At 67.3% G+C, this 19928-nt stretch carries 20 protein-coding genes; 9 read left to right on the forward strand and 11 right to left on the reverse strand.

What is annotated here, in order from left to right; all coding sequences use genetic code 11:
* The first annotated feature begins 10 nt into the window (after window positions 1–10).
* The 5 genes from AAW00_RS02360 to AAW00_RS02380 all read left to right on the forward strand — a co-directional run bounded on the left by AAW00_RS02360 (window position 11) and on the right by AAW00_RS02380 (window position 5581).
* Window positions 11–1951: a heme lyase CcmF/NrfE family subunit gene (locus tag AAW00_RS02360; protein WP_047002715.1), complete on the forward strand. Its 1941-nt coding sequence runs from the start codon at window positions 11–13 to the stop codon at window positions 1949–1951.
* Window positions 1948–2490 (forward strand): redoxin family protein, encoded by a 543-nt coding sequence (locus AAW00_RS02365; RefSeq protein ID WP_047002716.1) that lies wholly within the window; start codon window positions 1948–1950, stop codon window positions 2488–2490. Before AAW00_RS02360 ends, AAW00_RS02365 begins: the two co-directional genes overlap by 4 nt.
* Complete coding sequence (locus AAW00_RS02370) at window positions 2487–2909, forward strand: cytochrome c-type biogenesis protein (RefSeq protein WP_047002717.1); 423 nt, start codon at window positions 2487–2489, stop codon at window positions 2907–2909. Before AAW00_RS02365 ends, AAW00_RS02370 begins: the two co-directional genes overlap by 4 nt.
* Window positions 2906–3616 (forward strand): tetratricopeptide repeat protein, encoded by a 711-nt coding sequence (locus AAW00_RS02375; RefSeq protein WP_047002718.1) that lies wholly within the window; start codon window positions 2906–2908, stop codon window positions 3614–3616. The genes AAW00_RS02370 and AAW00_RS02375 overlap by 4 nt, the downstream gene beginning before the upstream one ends.
* Window positions 3617–3688: 72 nt before the next feature.
* Window positions 3689–5581, forward strand: coding sequence for a potassium transporter Kup (locus tag AAW00_RS02380; protein ID WP_047002719.1), 1893 nt, complete (start codon window positions 3689–3691; stop codon window positions 5579–5581).
* Between the two features lie 180 nt (window positions 5582–5761).
* On the opposite strand, the gene AAW00_RS02385 is transcribed toward AAW00_RS02380, so the two are convergent.
* The 5 genes from AAW00_RS02385 to AAW00_RS02405 form a co-directional block, all read right to left on the reverse strand.
* Window positions 5762–6412, reverse strand: a complete 651-nt coding sequence (locus AAW00_RS02385; protein WP_047002720.1) for an inner membrane-spanning protein YciB — start codon at window positions 6410–6412, stop codon at window positions 5762–5764.
* Window positions 6413–6538: 126 nt separating this feature from the next.
* On the reverse strand, window positions 6539–7462 hold the full coding sequence (ftsY, locus tag AAW00_RS02390) for a signal recognition particle-docking protein FtsY (RefSeq protein ID WP_047002721.1): 924 nt from the start codon (window positions 7460–7462) through the stop codon (window positions 6539–6541).
* Window positions 7459–8655: a MiaB/RimO family radical SAM methylthiotransferase gene (locus AAW00_RS02395; protein ID WP_047002722.1), complete on the reverse strand. Its 1197-nt coding sequence runs from the start codon at window positions 8653–8655 to the stop codon at window positions 7459–7461. Before AAW00_RS02395 ends, ftsY begins: the two co-directional genes overlap by 4 nt.
* Window positions 8637–9446 (reverse strand): diaminopimelate epimerase, encoded by an 810-nt coding sequence (gene dapF, locus AAW00_RS02400; protein ID WP_047002723.1) that lies wholly within the window; start codon window positions 9444–9446, stop codon window positions 8637–8639. Before dapF ends, AAW00_RS02395 begins: the two co-directional genes overlap by 19 nt.
* A gap of 50 nt (window positions 9447–9496) precedes the next feature.
* A complete protein-coding gene (locus AAW00_RS02405; protein WP_052761726.1) occupies window positions 9497–11158 on the reverse strand; it encodes a putative bifunctional diguanylate cyclase/phosphodiesterase in 1662 nt (553 codons plus the stop codon).
* 118 nt (window positions 11159–11276) lie between these two features.
* Here AAW00_RS02405 and AAW00_RS02410 point away from each other — a divergent pair, with 118 nt between their 5' ends.
* A complete protein-coding gene (locus AAW00_RS02410; protein ID WP_047002724.1) occupies window positions 11277–11687 on the forward strand; it encodes an EVE domain-containing protein in 411 nt (136 codons plus the stop codon).
* An 84-nt stretch (window positions 11688–11771) separates the two neighbouring features.
* Window positions 11772–11942, forward strand: coding sequence for a CsbD family protein (locus AAW00_RS02415; protein ID WP_047002725.1), 171 nt, complete (start codon window positions 11772–11774; stop codon window positions 11940–11942).
* Between the two features lie 83 nt (window positions 11943–12025).
* Here AAW00_RS02415 and AAW00_RS02420 read toward each other — a convergent pair whose 3' ends face one another.
* Entirely contained in the window at window positions 12026–13681 is a 1656-nt protein-coding gene (locus AAW00_RS02420; RefSeq protein WP_047002726.1) for a thiamine pyrophosphate-binding protein, read from the reverse strand.
* 124 nt (window positions 13682–13805) lie between these two features.
* On the opposite strand from AAW00_RS02420, the gene AAW00_RS02425 reads away from it, so the two are divergent.
* On the forward strand, window positions 13806–14009 hold the full coding sequence (locus tag AAW00_RS02425) for a hypothetical protein (protein ID WP_047002727.1): 204 nt from the start codon (window positions 13806–13808) through the stop codon (window positions 14007–14009).
* Here the strand turns inward: AAW00_RS02425 and AAW00_RS02430 are convergent.
* Window positions 13997–15352: an MFS transporter gene (locus AAW00_RS02430; RefSeq protein WP_047002728.1), complete on the reverse strand. Its 1356-nt coding sequence runs from the start codon at window positions 15350–15352 to the stop codon at window positions 13997–13999. The two genes, AAW00_RS02425 and AAW00_RS02430, sit on opposite strands and share 13 nt — an antisense overlap.
* 119 nt (window positions 15353–15471) lie before the next feature.
* Here AAW00_RS02430 and pgsA point away from each other — a divergent pair, with 119 nt between their 5' ends.
* Window positions 15472–16065, forward strand: coding sequence for a CDP-diacylglycerol--glycerol-3-phosphate 3-phosphatidyltransferase (gene pgsA / locus AAW00_RS02435; RefSeq protein ID WP_047002729.1), 594 nt, complete (start codon window positions 15472–15474; stop codon window positions 16063–16065).
* Window position 16066: 1 nt separating this feature from the next.
* Here the strand turns inward: pgsA and AAW00_RS02440 are convergent, their stop codons facing one another.
* The 4 genes from AAW00_RS02440 to rnd are packed head-to-tail and all read right to left on the reverse strand — an operon-like array spanning window position 16067 to window position 19750.
* Window positions 16067–17209 (reverse strand): serine hydrolase, encoded by a 1143-nt coding sequence (locus AAW00_RS02440; RefSeq protein WP_241461610.1) that lies wholly within the window; start codon window positions 17207–17209, stop codon window positions 16067–16069.
* Between the two features lie 39 nt (window positions 17210–17248).
* The gene (locus tag AAW00_RS02445; RefSeq protein WP_047002731.1) at window positions 17249–18145 is read right to left on the reverse strand and encodes a hydrogen peroxide-inducible genes activator; all 897 of its coding nucleotides are present in this window, start codon (window positions 18143–18145) and stop codon (window positions 17249–17251) included.
* Between the two features lie 52 nt (window positions 18146–18197).
* Window positions 18198–18497, reverse strand: coding sequence for a GIY-YIG nuclease family protein (locus AAW00_RS02450; protein ID WP_047002732.1), 300 nt, complete (start codon window positions 18495–18497; stop codon window positions 18198–18200).
* A 56-nt stretch (window positions 18498–18553) separates the two neighbouring features.
* Window positions 18554–19750: a ribonuclease D gene (gene rnd / locus AAW00_RS02455; protein WP_047002733.1), complete on the reverse strand. Its 1197-nt coding sequence runs from the start codon at window positions 19748–19750 to the stop codon at window positions 18554–18556.
* Between the last annotated feature and the right edge of the window lie 178 nt (window positions 19751–19928).

Consider the following 19928-nt stretch of genomic DNA (forward strand, 5'->3'; position numbering starts at 1 on the left):
GGTCGGCCCGATGATCCCCGAGATCGGCCTCGCCGCCCTGTGGCTCGCCGCCGCGCTCGCCGTGCTGCAACTGCTCGGCGGCGTGCTGGGTGCGCGGCGCGAGGGGATGGAGCTTGCCGCCGTCGCACGCCCCGCCGCGGTGCTGCAGGCGCTGCTTTGTACGGTCGCGTTCCTGTGCCTGCTCTACGTTTTCGCCGTCACCGACCTTTCCGTGAAGCTGGTCGCGGACAATTCGCATTCGATGAAGCCATGGATCTTCAAGGTCTCGGGTGCCTGGGGCAACCATGAGGGGTCCATGCTCTTGTGGATCACCGTGATGGCGATGGCGGGCGGCCTGATCGCCTTCGTCGAGCGCCGCCTGCCCGAGCGCACGATGCTGGCAACCCTCTCCGCGCAGGCCTTTGTGGGCCTCGGCTTCTACGCCTTCCTCCTGCTGAGCTCCAATCCCTTCCAGCGTCTCAGCCCCGCGCCGCCCGAGGGCAATGGCCTCAACCCCTTGTTGCAGGACATCGGCCTGGCCTTCCACCCGCCCACGCTCTACGTCGGCTACGTCGGCCTGTCTGTAGCCTTCAGCTTCGCAGTGGGTGCGCTGCTGACGCGCAGCGTTACGCCCGACTTCGCCCGCGTCATGCGGCCCTGGGTGCTGGCGGCGTGGATCTTCCTGACGCTGGGTATCACGGCGGGCAGCTACTGGGCCTATTACGAGCTCGGCTGGGGCGGCTGGTGGTTCTGGGACCCGGTGGAAAACGCCTCGCTGATGCCATGGCTCGCGGCCACCGCTCTCCTGCACTCGGTCAGCGTGCTGGCGGCGAGGGATGCGCTGCGGACCTGGACCATCATGCTCGGCGTCGTCGCCTTTTCGATGAGCATGATCGGCACCTTTCTCGTGCGTTCCGGCATCCTGACGAGCGTCCACGCCTTTGCCGTGGACCCGGAACGCGGCAGTTTCATCCTCGCGCTGCTGGTGCTCTACATCGGCGGCGCGCTGGTGATCTTTGCCCTTCGCGCGGCCACCATCGCCGAGGGCGAGCGCTTTGCCGTGACGAGCCGCGAGGGTGCGCTGGTGGTGAACAACATCGCGCTCTCCGCCATCCTCGGCATCGTGCTGGTGGGCACCCTCTACCCGCTGCTGACCGAGGCCTTCGACATTCGCGTCTCGGTCGGGCCGCCCTATTTCAACCCGGTCTCCGCCATCTTCCTCGTACCCATGCTGCTGGTGCTGATGGTCGGACCGCTGCTGCGCTGGCGGGAGGACGGCTTCGCGCGCATCCGCTGGCAGGTGATCGCGCTCTTCGCCGTCACCCTTGGGGTGCTGCTGGGCGTTTGGCTGGTGGCTGACATTCACCTTCTGCCGCTCATCGGCCTCGCCCTCGCGGTGGGCGTCGGAATTGCCAGCCTGCTGCCGCTCGCCGGCAGGTCGCTGCGCCGCACGCCGCTCGCGACCTGGGGCATGGTCGTCGCGCATTTCGGCGTGGCGGTGGCGCTGTTCGGCATGGCTTCGGACAGCGCCTTCCAGCAGGAGCGGCTGGTTGCGGCAAGCGTGGGCGACGCGGTTGAGGTGGGACCGTGGCAGGGGCGGCTCGATACCGTCTATCCCGTCGCCGGACCGAACTGGACCGCGATCCAGGCCAACCTGCACCTCGCCTACGAGGGCGGGGCCGAGCGCCGGGCAGCGCCGCAATCGCGCAATTTCTGGGCTCCGGTGATGGAGACGAGCGAGGTGGCGCTGCTCACCCGCTGGAACGGCCAGCTCTACGTCGCCGTGGGCAACCAGGCGCAGGACGGGCGCTGGCAACTGCGGCTGTGGTGGAAGCCCTTCGTCACCTTCATCTGGTACGGCGGCGTGCTGATCGCGCTGGGCGGGGCGCTTTCGCTGGTGGGCCGCGTGACCACCGACCTACGCCGCCGCCGCCGCCCCGAAGACGATGTCGACGAGGCGTACCCGGCATGAGGCGGCTCCGGATCATCCTTTGGTGCATGGTGGCGGTCGCCGCGGCGCTGTTCGCGCTGTTCTACTACCAGCTGAACCAGCCGAAGAACGATTTCGTCACCAGCGCGATGGTGGGCCAGCCGCTGCCGCAGTTCGCCCTGGAGCCTGCCTCCGCCGATCGGCCGGGGCTGGCGACGGCCGATTTCAAGACCGGCGAGCCGCAGCTGCTCAACCTGTTCGGCAGCTGGTGCATCCCCTGCCGGATCGAGGCACCGCAGCTCGAGGCGCTCGAGCGGCAGGGCGCGCGGATCACCGGTGTCGCCCTGCGCGACACGCCGGAGGACGTGGCGCAGTTCCTCGAACTCTACGGCAATCCCTTCACCCGCATCGGGCGCGACGACCTGTCGGAAACGCAGTTCGCGTTAGGCGCTTCGGGCGTGCCGGAAACCTTCGTGATCGACGGTGCGGGGCGCATAACCTACCAGCACATCGGGCCCATCGCGCCAGGCGACGTGCCGGTGATCCTGGCTGAACTGCGCAAGGCGGGGTCCGGTTCGTGAGGAGGCTCGTAGCCCTCCTGCTGCTCGCTCTCGCCGGGCCGCTGGCGGCGCAGGGCAACGTGCCGCCCGCGCCCTATGCCTACACCCAGCTCGCCGACCCGGCGCAGGAGGCCGCGGCGCGAGAACTGATGCACACCTTGCGCTGCCTCCAGTGCCAGAGCCAGTCCATCGCTGATTCCGACGCGCCCATCGCGGGCGACATGCGCCACCAGGTCCGCGCCCGCATCGCCGCGGGCGAAAGCCCCGACGAGGTGCGCGACTGGCTGATCTCGCGCTACGGCGACTACATCAGCTACGAACCGCAGGTCAGCGCCTCGACCTGGCCGCTGTTCGTGGTGCCCGCGATCATCCTCGTGCTGGCGGTGCTCCTGCTGCTGGCTCGGGTCGGGCGGCGCAGGGCGAGCGGGGAGGGGGGATGACCTGGATTCTCGTCCTGCTGCTCGCCGCCGCGTGTCTGGCCATCGCCGTGTGGTGGCTGCGCGTGCCGCGCGCGATGTGGATGGCGCTGGCCGCCGCGCTGGCCTTCGGACTCGCGGGCTATGCCCTGCAGGCGAACCCCGGAATGTCCTCGGCCCCGGCTCGCGGAGCTTTCGATGCCGGCGGGGAGCAGCAGGACGTGGTCGCGCAGCGGCAGGAGTTCATCGGCGACGAGGATCGCTCCACCGCCAACCTCATCATCACCGCCGACGCGATGGCGCGGCGCTCGCGCTATGCCGATGCGGCGACCTATCTTGCGGGCGTGACCGAACAGAACCCCGCCGATTTTGAGGCCTGGCTGGCGCTCGGCATCGCGCTGACCGAGCACGCCGACGGCGCGCTGACCGCGCCCGCGCTCTACGCCTTCCGGCAAGCGGCTGCGCTCAAGCCCGCGCATCCCGGCCCCGGTTATTTCCTCGGCGTGTCGCTGATCCGGCAGGGGCAGCTGCTCGAGGCGCGGCAGGCCTGGGCGGAAACGCTCGCCAACGCGCCACCGGACGCCGCCGGACGGGCCGGGCTGGCAGAGCGGCTGGCACGGCTCGACGGACTGCTCGCGCAGATCGCCGCGGGCGCTCCCGCCCAGCCTCCTGCCCAGCCTCCCGCACAGTCCCCGATACCGCCACCTCCCCCCGGCAATACGGACCAATAGTTCCGTTTGCGGGGCACCCGGGGCGCTGCTAAAGGCCCCCCTTCGCCCGCCACGGAGCGAGATGACGATCGCATGAGTGCTACCACAAACGACCGCGACTCCGCCCGGCTGAAGCTGGCGGTGGGCGCTATCGGCATCGTCTTCGGCGACATCGGCACCAGCCCGATCTACGCCTTCCGCGAGACCTTTCGCGGGCCCCACGAACTGCCGATCGACGACATGCACATCCTGGGCGTGCTCAGCCTGATCTTCTGGTCGATGACGTTGATTGTCTCGATCCAGTACGTCAGCATCCTGATGCGCGCCGACAACAAGGGGCAGGGCGGCAGCCTGGCGCTGGTGGCGCTGCTTTCGCGCACCATCGGCAAGTCCAGGCACAGCGGCGTGGTGGTGATGCTGGGCGTGGCGGCGACGGCGCTGTTCTACGGCGACAGCATGATCACCCCGGCGATCTCCGTGCTCTCGGCGGTCGAGGGCCTGACGGTGGTGAACCCGGGCCTCGAACGCTTCGTCCTGCCCATCGCGCTGGTGCTGCTGATCTCGCTGTTCGTGCTGCAACAGCGCGGGACGGCGAAGGTTGGCATGATGTTCGCCCCGGTGATGACGGTCTATTTCGTCGTGCTGGCCGTGCTGGGCATCGGCTACATCGTGGCGACGCCCGAGATCCTGTGGGCGCTCAATCCCTACTACATGGTGCAGTTCTTCATCACCGACAAATACACCGCGTTCCTTGCGCTCGGCTCGGTGGTGCTGGCGGTAACGGGGGCGGAGGCGCTCTATTCCGACATGGGCCACTTCGGGCGCGGGCCGATGCGGCTGAGCTGGTTCGGCTTCGTCATGCCCTGCCTGCTGCTCAACTACTTCGGCCAGGGCGCGATGATCATCGGCCTGCCCGACGCGGCGGCCGAGGAGGCGATCCTCAACCCGTTCTTCTTCCTCGCCAACGACGCCTATCGCCTGCCGCTGGTGATTCTGGCGACCTGCGCCACCTTCATCGCCAGCCAGGCGGTGATCAGCGGGGCATTCAGCGTCACGCACCAGGCGATCCAGCTCGGCTTCGTGCCGCGCCTGTCGATCCGCCACACCAGCGACGAACACCACGGGCAGATCTACATCCCCGTCATCAACTGGATGCTGATGCTGGCGGTGATCGTGCTGGTGCTGTTCTTCCAGAACTCCTCCAACCTTGCGAGCGCCTACGGCATCGCGGTGACCGGCGCGATGATGATCGACACGCTGCTGATGGCCGTGCTGCTGCTGGCGGTGTGGAAGTGGAAGTGGTGGCTGGCCGTGCCGGTGATCGCGCTGTTCATTATCGTCGACGGCGCCTACTTCGCCGCGAACCTGACCAAGGTGCCCGACGGCGGCTGGTTCCCGCTGATCGTGGGCGCCATCGCCTTCACCGTGCTGACGACCTGGGCCAAGGGCCGCAGCCTGATGCGGGCGCGCATGACCGAGATGAGCCTGCCGCTCGACATCTTCGCCAAGAGCGCCCGGTCCAGCACCAGCCGCGTGCCGGGGACGGCGATCTTCATGAACTCCGGCTCCAGCGGCACGCCGAGCGCGCTGCTGCACAACATCAAGCACAACAAGGTGCTGCACGAGCGGGTCGTGGTGCTGACCGTGCAGATCGCCGACGTGCCCTACGTGGGCGAGGAGAAACGCTGCGAGATCCAGAGCCTTGGCGACGGGTTCTTCCGCGTGATCCTGCACTATGGCTTCATGCAGGAAACCGACGTGCCGCAGGCCCTGCAGCGCGAGGAGATGTGCGGCGGCGCCTTCGACATGATGAAGACCAGCTTCTTCCTCAGCCGCCAGACCCTGCTGAGCGCGGACAAGCCGGGCATGAAGGTCTGGCGCGAGAAGCTGTTCGCATGGATGATGCGCAATTCCGCGACCCCGATGGAATTCTTTCGCCTGCCGACCAACCGCGTGGTCGAACTGGGAAGCCAGGTGGAGATCTGACGGGGCCGGCGCGAAGTTGACACCGTCAACCGCCTGTCGTCACGGATTTGCAATCGGTTCAAAGACTTGGCGGGCCAGCAAAGTTGACACTTCGCGCGGTTGGCGCGGAAACGTCGCCCGTTGGCCGGTCTGCCTCAGCGGGTGCACCTGCCCGCAGCACCGGCAGGTAGGAAAGCGAAATCAGCCCGTCGGCGGCTCGTTCTTCACCACTTCCTCGGTCTCGCCCACGTCGAGCCCGTGGCGCATCAGCATGGGCACCTGGCTGAAGGTGAAGAGGAAGGTGAGCGGCAGGAACAGCCACAGCTTCATGCCGAGCCAGGTTTCGAAGCTGACGGAGTAGATGAGCACGGTGTTGATCGCCGCGAGGACGATGAAGAACAGCCCCCAGTTGCGCGACAGCTTCAGCCAGCCCTCGTCCGATAGACCGTCGAAAGCGGCCTCCAGCAAGATTTTCAGCAGCGCCTTGCCGCGCGCGTATCCGGCCAGCAGGACGACGGCGAACAGGACATAGACGATGCCCGGCTTCCACTGGATGAAGCGTTCGTCCTGGAAGTAGATGGTCAGCGCGCCGAACCCGACGATGAGCGCGGTCGACAGCATCAGCATGGGGCTGACCTTGCCGAGCCGCCACTTGCTGATCGCCAGCGCGACCACGGCGGCGACGATGAAGGCGACCGTGCCGCGCACGACCGCGAAGACTTCGCCCGCCATGTCGCTCTCGTCGACCGGCGCGAAATACTTGTAGGTAAGGAAGAACACCAGCAGCGGGCCGTAATCGACCGCAACGCTGATCCAGCCGCTGCCCTTGGGTTTGGTGGTTTGGGATGTCATGGCTGTTTCAATATCCGCTCATCCTGAGCTTGTCGAAGGATTGTCTTTTCTTCGAGACTGCGCGCTTGTGCCAAGTCAAGGCAGCCCTTCGACAAGCTCAGGGCGAGCGGGTGGGGGCGCAGTGCGCTAAGCCACCCCCGCGATGACACGCGCCACCAGGTCCGGGTCGAAGGGCCTGAGGTCGTCCAGCGTCTCGCCCACGCCGATGGCGTGGATCGGCAGCCCGAACTGCTCGGCCGCCGCCACCAGCACGCCGCCGCGCGCGGTGCCGTCGAGCTTGGTCATGATGAGGCCGGTGACGCCCGCCACCTCCTTGAAGATCTCGATCTGGCCCAATGCGTTCTGGCCGTTGGTGGCATCGAGCACGAGCACCACGTCGTGCGGCGCCTCCGGGTTGAGGCGGCCGAGCACCTTCCGGATCTTGGCCAGCTCGTCCATCAGCTCGCGCTTGTTCTGGAGCCGTCCGGCGGTGTCGACGATCAGCGCGTCGATGCCGGTGTCGGTCGCGCGCTTGACAGCGTCGTAGACGATGGAGGCCGGGTCGCCCCCTTCCGGCCCGGTGACAATGGGCACGCCGATGCGGTCGGCCCAGACCTTGAGCTGGCCGATGGCGGCGGCGCGGAAGGTGTCGCCGGCGGCCAGCAGCACGCCGTAGTCGTCCTCCATGAACCAGTGGCCCAGCTTGGCGATGGTCGTCGTCTTGCCGCTGCCGTTTACGCCGATGACGAGGATGACCTGCGGGCGCGGGAAGGCGTTGACCTCCAGCGGCTTTGCCACGGGGCGCAGGATCGCGGCGATCTCCTCGGCCACGGCCTCCTTCAACTCGCGCTCGGTTATGGTCAGGCCGAAGCGCTTTTCGGCCAGCTTGTCGCGGATGCGCGCGGCGGCGCTGGGGCCGAGGTCGGAGAGGATCAGCGCGTCCTCGACATCGTCCAGCGTGGCATTGTCCAGCTTGGCGGTGCCGATGACGCCGGTGAGATTATCGGAAAGGCGCTCGGACGTCTTGCGAAAGCCGCCGAACAGCTTGTCGGTCCAGCTCGGTTCGCTCACGTGAGAAGGCCCTTGTCGTGGGAGGTGGGGATGACGGTCAGCAGGGTGCCCGCCGTGATGCCGGGGGGCAAGGCCACCCGCGCGAAGTTTTCCGCATAGCCCGCGCCGTCGCGTTCGGCGAGGACCGAAAGCGGCTTGCCCACGAGGCCGGCGAGCCAGTCGTTTCGCACCTTGGCGACCTCCGCGCGCAGCTCGGCGGCGCGGCAACGGATGGATTTGCGGTCCACCTGCGGCATCCGCGCGGCGGGGGTGCGGGGGCGGGGCGAGTAGGGGAAGACGTGGCCGTGGACGACGCCCAGTTCGCGCACGATGGAGAGGTTCTGAGCATGGTGCGCCTCGCTCTCGGTCGGGAAACCGGCGATGAGGTCGGCGCCCACGGCGATGTCGGGGCGCCGTGCCTTCAGCCTGCCGACCAGCTCGACCGCGTCGGCGCGGCTGTGGCGGCGCTTCATGCGTTTCAGGATCAGGTCCGCGCCATGTTGCAGCGAGAGGTGCAGGTGCGGCATCAGGCGAGGTTCGGCGGCGAACAGATCCTCCAGCTGCGGGTCGATGGCCGGACCGTCGAGCGAGGACAGGCGCAGGCGCGTGAGGTCCGGGAAGGCGGATAGGACGGCGGCGACCAGTTCGCCGAGCGGCGGCTGGCCCGGCAGGTCGTGCCCCCAGCTGGCGGTATCGACCCCGGTAAGCACCACCTCGGGCGCCCCGAGGGCGAGGTGGCGCTCGATCTCGCGCAGCACCTCTGCGACCGGCAGCGAGCGGCTCGCCCCGCGCCCCTGCGGGATGACGCAAAAGGTGCAGGCGTGGTCGCAGCCGTTCTGGACGGCGATGAAGGCGCGGGTGCGATCCTGCGGCAGAAAGGGCTGCTCTGCCACGTTCCAGGCACGGGCATCGAGCTTGAGGGCGTTGGGTACGAGGCCGTCGACCTCGGGCATTCGCGCCAGTTCGTCACGCTCGATCTCCGCCGCGCAGCCGGTGACGAGCACGCGGGCGGTGGGGCGATCGCGACGGGCGCGGCGGATGGCCTGGCGGGTCTGGCGAACGGCCTCGGCGGTGACGGCGCAGGAGTTGACGACGACCACGTCCTCGCCTGCCAGCATGGCGGCGATGCGCTCGCTCTCGGCGATGTTGAGGCGGCAGCCGAGGTTCACGACGAGGGGCGAAATCACCTCGGCGCTCAAGCGTAGTCGTCCCATCCGAATTCGCCGCGAAAGGCCTCGGTCGCCGGGCCTGACATGGTGATGTGATCGTCGTGCCCCCAGCCGATGGTGAGCGTTCCGCCGGGCAGATGCACCGCCACCTGCCGGTCCGCGAGGCCGCGGCGCATGGCGGCGACCGCGGTGGCGCAGGCACCGGTGCCGCAGGCGCGCGTCAGCCCCGCGCCGCGCTCCCACACGCGCAGGCGGATGGTCTTGCGATCCTCCACAGTGGCAACGTTGACGTTCACGCGTTCGGGAAACAGCTCGTCGTGCTCGATCAGCGGGCCGAGCGTGTCGAGGCGCACCGCGTCATTGTCCTCGACGAAGAAGACGACGTGCGGATTGCCCACGTTGACCGCGACGGGCTGCTCCAGCTCGTCCCAACCGACGGGCATGGCGAGCGTGTCCATGGCATAGGCGAGCGGGATCGCGTCCCAGTCGAACCGGGGCACGCCCATGTCGACCGAGGCGCTCGCATCGCCCGGCGTGGTCGCCAGCAGGCCGCCCCTGGTGGCGATGCGTGCCGGTTCGCCCAGCAGCAGCGCGACCGCGCGGGTGGCATTGCCGCAGGCCTCCACCTCGCCTCCGTCGCAATTGAAGATCCGCATGGCGCAGGTCGCCTCGCTGCTCGGTTCGAGCACGATGAGCTGGTCGCAGCCGATCCCCTCGCGCCGGTCGGCCAGCGCGCGCACGGTGGCGGGCAGCAGTTCGGGCAGCGCGGTTTCGCGCGCGTCGAGCACGACGAAATCGTTGCCAAGGCCGTGCATCTTCCAGAAGGGAACGCGCATGGTGGCGGACCTAGGGGCGCGTCCCCGAAACCGCAATGGCGAAGGCCGGATCAGCCGGCCTTGCGCACCGCTTCGAGAGGCGCCGGGCTGTCGGAATGGCGGACCGCTGCGGGCGCGAGCAGTCCCAGCCCGGCCAGCCTTTCGCGCGTCGTGGAGCCATCTTCCGGGCGGCCGTAGAGATAACCCTGGCCCTTGATCTCGCCCATGCCCTTCAGCGCGTCGAGCACCTTGCCGTTTTCGATACCCTCGGCGGTGACGGGCAGCGACAGGCCCCTGCCGAGCGAGACGATGGCGCGCACCAGTTCGCCATCGGCCTGGTCGCTGGCGATCTCGCTGACGAAGCTGCGGTCGATCTTGAGCCGGTCGAACGGCAGCGATCGCAGCTGCGAGAGGCTGGAATAGCCGGTACCGAAATCGTCGAGGCTGATGCGAATGCCCTGGTTCTTGAGGCTCGAGACCATCGTGCGCACCGCGCCCACGTTCTCGTGCAGGCAGCTCTCGGTGATCTCGATCTCGAAGCGGTGCGGCGGAAAGCCGCTCTCGACGAGGATGTGGAGCAGCTTCTGCGCGAACCACGGATCGCGCAGTTGCAGGGGCGAGATGTTGACCGACAGGCTGAGCGAGGCGTCCCATTCGCGCGCATCGCGCAGAGCCTTGCGGATCAGCCCTTCGCTCATCGCCCCGATCAGGTCGATTTCCTCGGCGATGGAAATGAAGATTTCCGGGCTCACCACGCCGTATTTCGGCGAATGCCAGCGCGCCAGCATCTCGAAGCCGACCAGCCGCCCGCTCTCGAGGTCGATCTGCTGTTCGTAATAGGGCACGAACTCGTCGTTCTTGAGCCCTTCCCGGATGCCGGTTTCCAGCTCGTTGCGGAACCGCAGCTCGTCCTCCATCTGCGCCTCGAACCAGAAGCAGCGGTTACGACCGCGCTTCTTGGCATGATACATGGCGATGTCGGCGCGGTGGACGAGGCGGTCGGCGGTGATGGGCGGGTCGCCCTCGCGCACTTCGCCGCCGGTGTGGGCAAGGCCCATCGAGATCGTCGCCTGTACCTGTCCCTCGTCGAGCTCGACCGGAGCGGACACCTTTTCGATCATGCTCTCGGCCAGCCGATCGACCCAGTCGCGGGCGTGGTAGTGGAAGGGGACGGCGCAGGCGAATTCGTCGCCGCCGATGCGGATGACGACGCTGTCCGCGGGCAGCACGGCGGCAATGCTGCGGGCAATCGCGGTCAGCACGCGGTCGCCCGCGGAATGGCCGTTCAGGTCGTTGATCTGCTTGAAGTTGTCGAGGTCGATCAGCATGACCGCGACCTCCTGGCCCAGCGTTCGCGCTTTCTCGCGCAGCGCCTCGATGGCAGGCGGTCCGCTGCGGCGGTTGAGGCAGCCGGTCAGCGGGTCGCGCTCGGCCAGTTCGCGCGCGCGCGCCTCGGCCACGCGGCGCTCGCCGACCTCGCGATGCAGCTCGCTGTACCGTCGCCAGCCGAAGATCACGAGCGCGATGTTGAGCAGGAGGGCGTTGGTCAGCACCATGCCGGGCGCGCTGCCGTCGCCGGCCCAGGCACGCACGACCTTGGGCAGCACCGATCCGCCGATGCCCACGAACAGGACGACGGCGGCGACCGCGATCCCCAATGCGACCACGTCGCGACCGGCGCGGCCGAGCCTCGGCTTTGTGCGAATGTCGTTGCTGGCGGTTGCCTCTGGCAAGTCGGGACCCCTGAAATCCTGCGCCCGGTGTGACAGGACATGTTCAATAAGCCGTTAATTGCGGGCCAGCGCCCCAGTCGCTAGGCGTAGCGCGCATCTTTCGTCCGAGGAGTCCGCTTTGCCCAACCACTGGCTGATCAAGTCCGAACCGTTCAAGTATGCGTGGGACGATCTCGTCCGCGACGGCGAAACCGTGTGGGACGGGGTGCGCAACCACCGCGCGGCGAACAACCTGCGCGCGATGGCCGTGGGCGACGGGTTGTTCTGGTATCACTCGAACAAGGGGCTGGAGATCGTCGCCATCGCCGAGGTGAGCGAGGCAGGGCTGATCGACCCGACCGATCCGGAGGGGAAGTGGCCAACGGTAAAGGTCAAACCGGTGAGCAAGCTGGCACGCCCCGTCACGCTCAAGGAGATCAAGGCCGAGCCGACGCTCGAGGGCATCGAACTGGTGCGTCTCTCGCGCCTGTCCGTGGCGGAAATACGACCGGAGGAGTGGGACAGGATTATTGCGATGTCGGAGCGATAAGGCCGGAACTTTCAGCACTGCCCAAAGGTTGATTTTGCAACAGGCACGCGGTCGTCGCGGGCCGCACGATCAAGGAGACACACCATGGGTGAGTTCACCGAAAAGGTAAAAGGCAACGTCAACGAAGCCGTCGGCAACGTGAAGCAGCAGTCCGGCAATCCCGAGACGCGCGCCGAAGGCAAGAACCAGGAAGCCAAGGGCGAAGCCCAGCAGCTGAAGGGTGAAATCGAAGGCAAGCTGGGCAACGACATCTGATCGCTGCACGCAGTTTCGTCACCCGGCCTTCAAGGTCGATGTGACAACGGAAGGGGCCACCATCGCGGTGGCCCTTTCTGTATCTACCGGCGGCGCAGCCCGCTCACCGTCGCCCCGGCCGCGCTCAGCTGCTCGATATCGGTGATGCAGTGGATGAGGCGGATGCCCTTGCGGCCCAGCGCTTCCTCCAGCGCCGAATCGAATTCGGCGTTGTTCTCCACCCGTTTGCCCCAGCCGCCGAAGCTTTCGGCCATCAGCGCGAAATCCGGATTGGCAAGGTGCGTGCTCGCTTCGCGCCCCGGATATTCGCGCTCCTGGTGCATGCGGATGGTGCCGTAGGTCGAATTGTCGAACAGGATCACAATGAGATCGAGGCCGTACTGCGCCGCCGTCGCCAGTTCCTGCCCGTTCATCAGAAAATCCCCGTCGCCCGCCGCCGCGACCACGGTGCGATCCGGGAAGCGCCGCGCCGCCGCGACCGCCGCCGGCACGCCGTATCCCATGGCTCCGGCCGTGGGGGCGAGCTGCGAGGGGAAACCGGCATAGCGCCAGTAGCGGTGCCACCAGCCGGCGAAGTTGCCCGCGCCGTTGCACACGATGGTATCGACGGGCAGCAGGCGGCGACAGGTCGCCATGGCCAGCGCGAGGTCGAGGTCGAACTGCGCTTCCTCGCGCGGCGTCGACCAAGCGAGCCACTCCTCATGCGCCTCGGCCCCGCTGTCGAAGTCGATTACCTCGCCGTCGTCCCACAGCGCGGCGCTCTCGGCGAATTCGGCCATGTCGGCGCAGATCGCGAGGTCGGTGCGGTAGACCCGGCCGAGCTCCTCCGGATCGGGGTGTACGTGGATCACCACCTGGTCCGGGTGGTCGGGTGTGACGAGGGCATAGCCATCGGTCGTCGCCTCGCCCAGCCGCGCGCCTACGACCAGCAGCAGGTCGGCCGCCTTGACCCGCTGGGTCAGCTTCGGGCTGGGGCCGTAGCCGAGGTTGCCCGCGTAGACCGGGCTGTCCGTTGCCAGCGCGTCCTGCCGGCGGAAGGCGGTTGCGACGGGCAGGCCGATGCGCTCGGCGAACTCGGCGAAATAGTGGCGGGCGCGGCCATGCCAGCCGGCCCCGCCGACGATGGCGAGCGGGGCGGCGGCATCGCCGATCAACTGCATCATGGTCGCCATGACGTCGGGGCAGGGCGACTGCGCCACGCGCGGCACGGCGGGGCGGACGGGCGAGGACACGCTCGTTTCGTGCAGCATGTCCTCGGGCAGGGCGAGGACCACCGGGCCCGGGCGGCCCGAGGTCGCGGTCGACCAGGCGCGGGCGATGTATTCGGGAATGCGCGAGGCATCGTCGATGCGCGCGGACCACTTGGCGATGGGCGCGAAGAAGGCGGGAAAGTCGATTTCCTGGAAGCCCTCGCGGTCGCGCATCCCCCGGTCGACGTCGCCGATGAACAGCACCATCGGCTGCGAATCCTGCATGGCGACGTGCACGCCGATGCTGGCATTGGTCGCGCCCGGCCCGCGGGTGACGAAGGCGACGCCGGGCCGCCCGGTCATGGCTCCGTCGGCGCAGGCCATGAAGGCGACTCCGCCCTCCTGCCGGCAGGTGATCGTGTCGATGGCGGGCGTGTCGGCCAGCGCATCGAGCACCGGCAGGAAGCTCTCTCCCGGCACGGTGAAGATGCGGTCGCATCCCTGTTCCAGGAGGCAATCGACGAGCAGGCGGGAGGCGGTTCTGGTCATGCCTGCCGCGTTAGCCGCGCCAGTTTGCGGCGGCAACTATCGCGCCTGTTGCGAACCGTCCCGACTGTGGACACGGGCCAAGACGCGATGGATCAAATCCTTACCAAAGCGTTAATATCGCATCATGAGACGCGCACTTGTCCTGACCGATGAATCGGCCCGCCACCCCTTCCGGGCCTCGCTCCCGCCCCACGTCGTGCGCCGCGCGAACGAGGTCGAACGCATGGTACCCTGGCGGCTGAAGCTGGGCCTGACGCGCAAGGAAGCCGAGAGCGTGCTGGCGACTTACGCCGCCGGCTTCGTTTGCACGCTCGCCTACTTTTCCTGAGAAGGATGTCCGCCGGGTAAGGGCAGCGGGTTCTCGCCCGCCGCCTGCAACTCGGCGAGGTGCAGGCGGCGCCCGAGCCAAGCCGATACCAGGCACATCCCCGCCGACAGCAAGACCTGCTCGGCCAACGGTACGCCCGCCGCGCTCAGCCCCAGCGCCAGCAGCGATCCCGCCACCATCGCACCCGAATTGACGATGTTGTTCGCCGCGACCGCGCGGCTCGCCTGGCTTGTCGGCACCTTGGTCGTCAGGAAGGCGTAGAGCGGCACCACGAACATTCCGCCGAACATCGCGATCAGCAGCAGGCTGCCGAGCACCGCCCAGGCGAGCGGGTGCGAGAGGAAGGTGGGCACGTCCATCAGCTCGGTGCTGTCCAGAGTGGCGTTCCAGGCGCGGCAGACGAAGTAGAAGACCGCGACCATCGCCCCCATCATCAGCACTGAACGCGGCGAGTAGCGCGCCGAAACGCGGCCCTTCAGCAGCAGGTTGACCGCCACCGAGCCGATCGCGACGCCGATGGAGAAGAACACGAGGAACAGGCTCGCCACTTCCTTGCTCGCCATCAGTACGTTCTTGGCGAGCGGCGGGAACTGGATGAACAGCACGCTGCCGATGGTCCAGAAGAAGCTGATGGCGAGGATGGCGTAGAACACCTCGCGGTTGTGGACTATGTCGCCGATCAGCCGCCACGACGAGGTGAAGGGGTTCCAGTCGATCCGCTCTGGCGCGCCCATCGGCGGGGCGGGCGGCACCTGCCGGCTGACGAGATAGCCTAGCACCGCGAAGCCGACGATGCCGATGGCGGCGTGCTCGACGTAGAGGAAACCGGCAAGGATCGTGCCGGCCATGATGGCGAGATAGGTGCCCGCCTCGACCAGCCCGGTGCCCGCCAGCACCTCGTCCGGTTCGAGGTGCTGGGGCAGGATCGCGTACTTGATCGGGCCGAAGAATGTGGAGTGCACCCCCATCGCGAACAGCGCCAGCATGAGCAGCGGGATGGCGAAGAGGTCCACCGCCACGCCCTTCCACGCGAGGAACAGCCCGAAGGCACCGACGGCCATGATGGCGATCTCCGCCGCCTTGACCTTGCGGATGATCGCGGCCTTGTCGCGCAGGTCCGCCAGTTGGCCGGCGATGGCGGATAGCAGGAAGAAGGGCAGGATGAACACCGCCGATGCCGCGCCCGAAAACAGCGTTTCGGTATCGGCGCTGTCGTAGACGGTATAGACCACGAACAGCACCATCGCGGTCTTGTAGAGGTTGTCGTTGAAGGCGTTGAGCAACTGGGTGACGAACAGCGGCATGAAGCGGCGCTGTTTCAGCAGGTGTGTCGACGTGAACATGAAAGCCTGGTGCGACGCCTTTGTCCTGCCCCGGAACGAGTGACGCCGGGCTTATCCCTAATCATCGGGCGAAGCCACGCTTTTTCCCGCGCGTACTATGGGCTAGGGGCTAGCGCACGATGTGGAGCCTTCCCAATATCCTCACCCTCAGCCGCATCATGGCGCTGCCGCTTCTCGCCTACCTGCTGTGGTGGCCGGGGTGGGAGCTGGGGTACCTGATGGCCTTCGCGCTCTACTGCGCGATGGGGATCACCGACTATTTCGACGGGATGCTGGCGCGTTCGAGCGGAGCGGTCTCGCGGCTCGGCATCTTCCTCGACCCCATCGCCGACAAGATCATGGTGGCGACCGTCATCCTGGTATTGGCGGCGCAGAACATCCTGCGCGGGCCATACGTGGGCGACATGCACGTGATCGCCGGGCTGATCATCCTGATCCGCGAGATCGCGGTGTCGGGCCTGCGCGAATTCCTCGGCGGCATCCAGGTCAGCGTGCCGGTCAGCCAGCTCGCCAAGTGGAAGACGACTTTCCAGATGGTCGCGCTCGGCTCGCTTATCCTCGGAGAAGGCCTGCCCGGCTGGACCATGCCGCTGGGCGATATCGCCGCGAACGTGCCGCACACGGTCGGCCTGTTCGCGCTGTGGGGCGCGGCCATCCTGACGGTGATAACCGGGTGGGATTACCTGCGCGTCGGCCTCAAGCACATGGATTGACCTAGCCGCTGGTCCGCAAGCTTTCATCGGCGCGCAGCAAGGCATCGTAGTCCTCCACCGCTCGCGTCACCTTTTGCATCATCGCCGTGCTGCCCGGCACGCCCTGCCGGGTCTCGCCGATCATTACCGCCACGGCATAAGTCCGCCCGTCGGGCGCGAACAGCAGGGCGACGTCGTTGTAGCCGGACTGGCGGCCGTCGTAATACTGCCCGGTCCCGGTCTTGTGGGCGATGCTCCAACCCTGTTCCAGGCCGCCCTTCAGCCGGCGCGGGCCGCTGCGGGTTTCGCGCAGAGTATCTAGCATCAGCTTCGTCGTCGGCGGTGCCAGCAGTTCCCCGCGCGCCAGCCGGGCGAGGGCGGTGGCGATGGCGCGCGGGCTGGCCCCGTCGACCGGATCGGCGAGATAGCTCTCGAACGCGCGCTTGCGGGTGGCATCGGGCAGCGCATCGCGCGCATCGTAGAAGCCTTGCCGGGTATAGGCCCACTCCTGCCGCCATTCGAGCCCGGCGATGGAGCTTTGCAGCAACCGCTCCCCGGGGCCGAAACGGACCTTGGCGATGCCCTTGTCGCGCAGCATGGCGCGCACCGCGTCCGGGCCGCCCACGGCCCACAGCAGGGCGTCGTTGGCGGTGTTGTCGCTGCGGGTGATGGCGCGGGTCATCAGGTCGAGCGGATTGATTTCGAGCGAGCCTGCACGCAGCACTTCCTCGCGGATCGGCTGGTGGAACACGGTCAGGTCCTGCCGCGCGATGGTGATCCGATCGCCGAGTGTCAGCGTGCCGCGATCCACCCGGTCGAGCGCGGTCAGCGCCACCCACAGCTTGGAAACGCTCTGCTGCGGCAGCAGGGCATCGGCATTGACGCCCGTGCTCCAGCCGTCCTCCAAGTCGACGACCGCGATGCCCGTCGTGCCGCCGAAATCTGCCGCGATGGTTTCGAGCAGGCCGGTCAGCTCCTGGCGCGCTTCCTGCACCGCGGGATCGGCAGTCTCGGGCGGCGGAGCGGCGACGGGCGGACTTGCCGCATCGTCGCGCTCGGCAAGGGCCGCCTCCGCGCGGTCGGTGGGCGGCGCGTCGTCTGACCCGCAGGCGGCCAAAGCGGCCAGCCCCGCGAGCGCGGCAATAGATCGGAAAACCCCTGTCACGATGGGCTCAACGGGCGAAGTCGCTGAAATATCCGAAAATCATCCGGCGCGCAGTTCCTGGGCCAGCAGGCGGAACTCGTCGCCGCGCGGGCTGTTGGGCCGCCAAACGAGGGCGATCTCGCGGCTGGTCTTGCTGCCCTTGAGGGGCCGGGCGACCACGTCGGTCTCGTGCAGGATGCCGGCATCGATCGCCATCTGCGGCAGCATGGTGAGGCCGAGGCCGTTGTCGACCATCTGCACCAGCGTGTGCAGGCTCGTACCGATCATGGTGGCAGAGGCGCGCAGTTCGGGCCTGTTGCAGGCGGCCAGCGCGTGTTCCTTCAGGCAATGGCCGTCCTCCAGCAGCAACAGCCGCGCCTCGTCGATCGAGGCGGGGGCAATTTCCTCGGGCGGATCGCGCGGGTCGTCCTTGGGGAAGGCCACGAACAGTTCGTCGGTGGCGATATGCGCCTTTTCCACCTCGCCGGTGGCGAAGGGCAGGGCGAGCAGCACGCAGTCGGCGCGTCCGTGATGCAGCGATTCGATGGCGTGGTCGCTCGTCTCCTCGCGCAGGAACAGCTTCAGCTGCGGGCGCTCGCGCCGCAGGCGCGGCAGGATGCGCGGCAGCAGGAAGGGCGCGATGGTGGGGATTACGCTCATGCGAAGCTCGCCCGACAGCGGCTTGCCAGCGGCCTGCACCAGCGCGGCCAGTTCCTCCGCCTCGCGTAAGAGCCGGTGCGCCTTGTCGACCACGCTGTTGCCGAGCGGAGTGAAGCGCACCACCCGCCGGCTGCGCTCCACCAGCGTCACGCCGAGCAGCGATTCGAGCTCGCGGATGCCGGCGGAAAGGGTGGACTGGGACACGAACGATGCCTCCGCCGCGCGGCCGAAATGGCCATGCTCGTGCAGCGCGACGAGATACTGCAGCTGCTTGATGGTGGGGAGGTAGGTGGACATTATCCCAAGCTCGTCATTGCGAGGAGCTGAAGGCGACGCGGCAATCCATCACCTAGGCTATCACTTCGGCATAGAGGTCGCGCCAGTCGGGGTTACGTTCGACAATCAGCGCGATCTTCTTCTTCCGCGAACCAGCCTTGAGTTGCTTCTCACGCAGGATGGCGGACTCCATCGTCGGGTGCAACTCGTACCAAACTAGGGTCTTACAGCAGTATTGCCTGGTAAAACCGTCGACGAGTCCTTGCCGATGCTGCCACCCGCGCTGCGCGATGTCCGAAGTGACGCCGACGTAGATGGTACCATTCTTGCGATTGGCCATGATATAGACGCAGGGCTGAATGTCGCGGGCCATGGGTGATGGATTGCTTCGCTACGCTCGCAATGACGGGGGGAAGAGGCCGCGCACCATCACTTCGCCGCCTCGATCATGTCCGCGCGGACCTGGTCGATGTGCGCCATCTTCAGCCGGCCTTTCTCGACCGCGAAAGCGAGCTTGCCCTCGACCAGTTCGAGCGCGTCCTTGCCGAAGACCTCGTAGCGCCAGCCTTCGAGGATCGGCAGCTTACGCACGCCGGCGGCGAGCGCCTCCAGTTCGTCGGAGCGGGTGAGCAGCCGGCTGGCGACGTCGATCTCGCGGCTGCGGATCTTTAGCAGCAGTTTCAGGAGGTCCGCCACCAGCACGCCCTCCTTGCCCAGCGGCGCGCCGCGCTTGGGCTTGTCGGGCATCTCGTCATCGGACAGCGGCTGCGAGTTCTTGAGCGTCTTCATCAGCCGCTTGCCGATGTCGTTATCCTTCCAAGCCTGCGAAAGCCCGCGCACCTTCGCGAGATCGGCCTGGGACTTGGGCGGATGGCTGGCGATGTCGGCCAGCGTCTCGTCGCGCACGATGCGGCCGCGCGGGATGTCCTTGTCCTGCGCCTCCTGCTCGCGCCAGGCGGCAAGATCGCGCAGGCGGCCGAGCACCGCCGGATTGCGCCCCGGCGCGCGGATGCGCTTCCACGCCTCGCCATGGTCGTTGGCATAGTTGGCGGGGTCCGCCAGCTTCTCCATCTCCGCATCGAGCCAGCTGCCGCGCCCGGTCTTGATCAGCTTCTTGAGCAGGCGGGGGAAGATCTTGGCGAGGTAGGTGACGTCGCCGATGGCATATTCGATCTGCCGCTCGGTCAGCGGACGACGGCTCCAGTCGGTGAAGCGAGCGCCCTTGTCGATCGTTTTGCCGAGCCAGCTCTCGACGAGGTTGGCATAGCCGATCTGTTCGGACTGGCTGACCGCCATCATGGCGATTTGCGTGTCGAAGATGGGGTAGGGCGTCTTCTTGGTGAAGTTGTAGACGATCTCCACGTCCTGCCCGCCGGCGTGGAAGACCTTCAGCACCTCGTCGTTCTCAGTCAACAGGTCCCACAGCGGCGTGAGGTCAAGCCCGTCCGCCAGCGGATCGATGGCGGCGGCTTCCTCCTCGTTGCCGATCTGAATCAGGCAGAGCAGCGGGTAGAAGGTGTTCTCGCGCATGAATTCGGTGTCGACGCACACGAAGTCGGACTTGGCGAGCCGCTCGCACAGCTCGGCGAGGTCGGCGGTCTTGGTAATCAGGGGATGGATGTTCATTGCAATCTTTTCGTCTGGTGGCCGGTGCACCGACCCGCGCACGCTCCCGCTTCGCCAGAGGGAAATCTTGACAAAGCGGCGTGCATATCCTGTTAGCGCGCGCGACGGCTGCAGGCCTGCCGCGGAAGCTTCCGCCGCGCGCCTTAGCGCCATAACCCGCGAATTGAAAAGAGTCCTC

It is taken from the genome of Aurantiacibacter luteus (genome assembly GCF_001010945.1).
GTDB classification, from domain to species: Bacteria; Pseudomonadota; Alphaproteobacteria; order Sphingomonadales; family Sphingomonadaceae; genus Alteraurantiacibacter; species Alteraurantiacibacter luteus.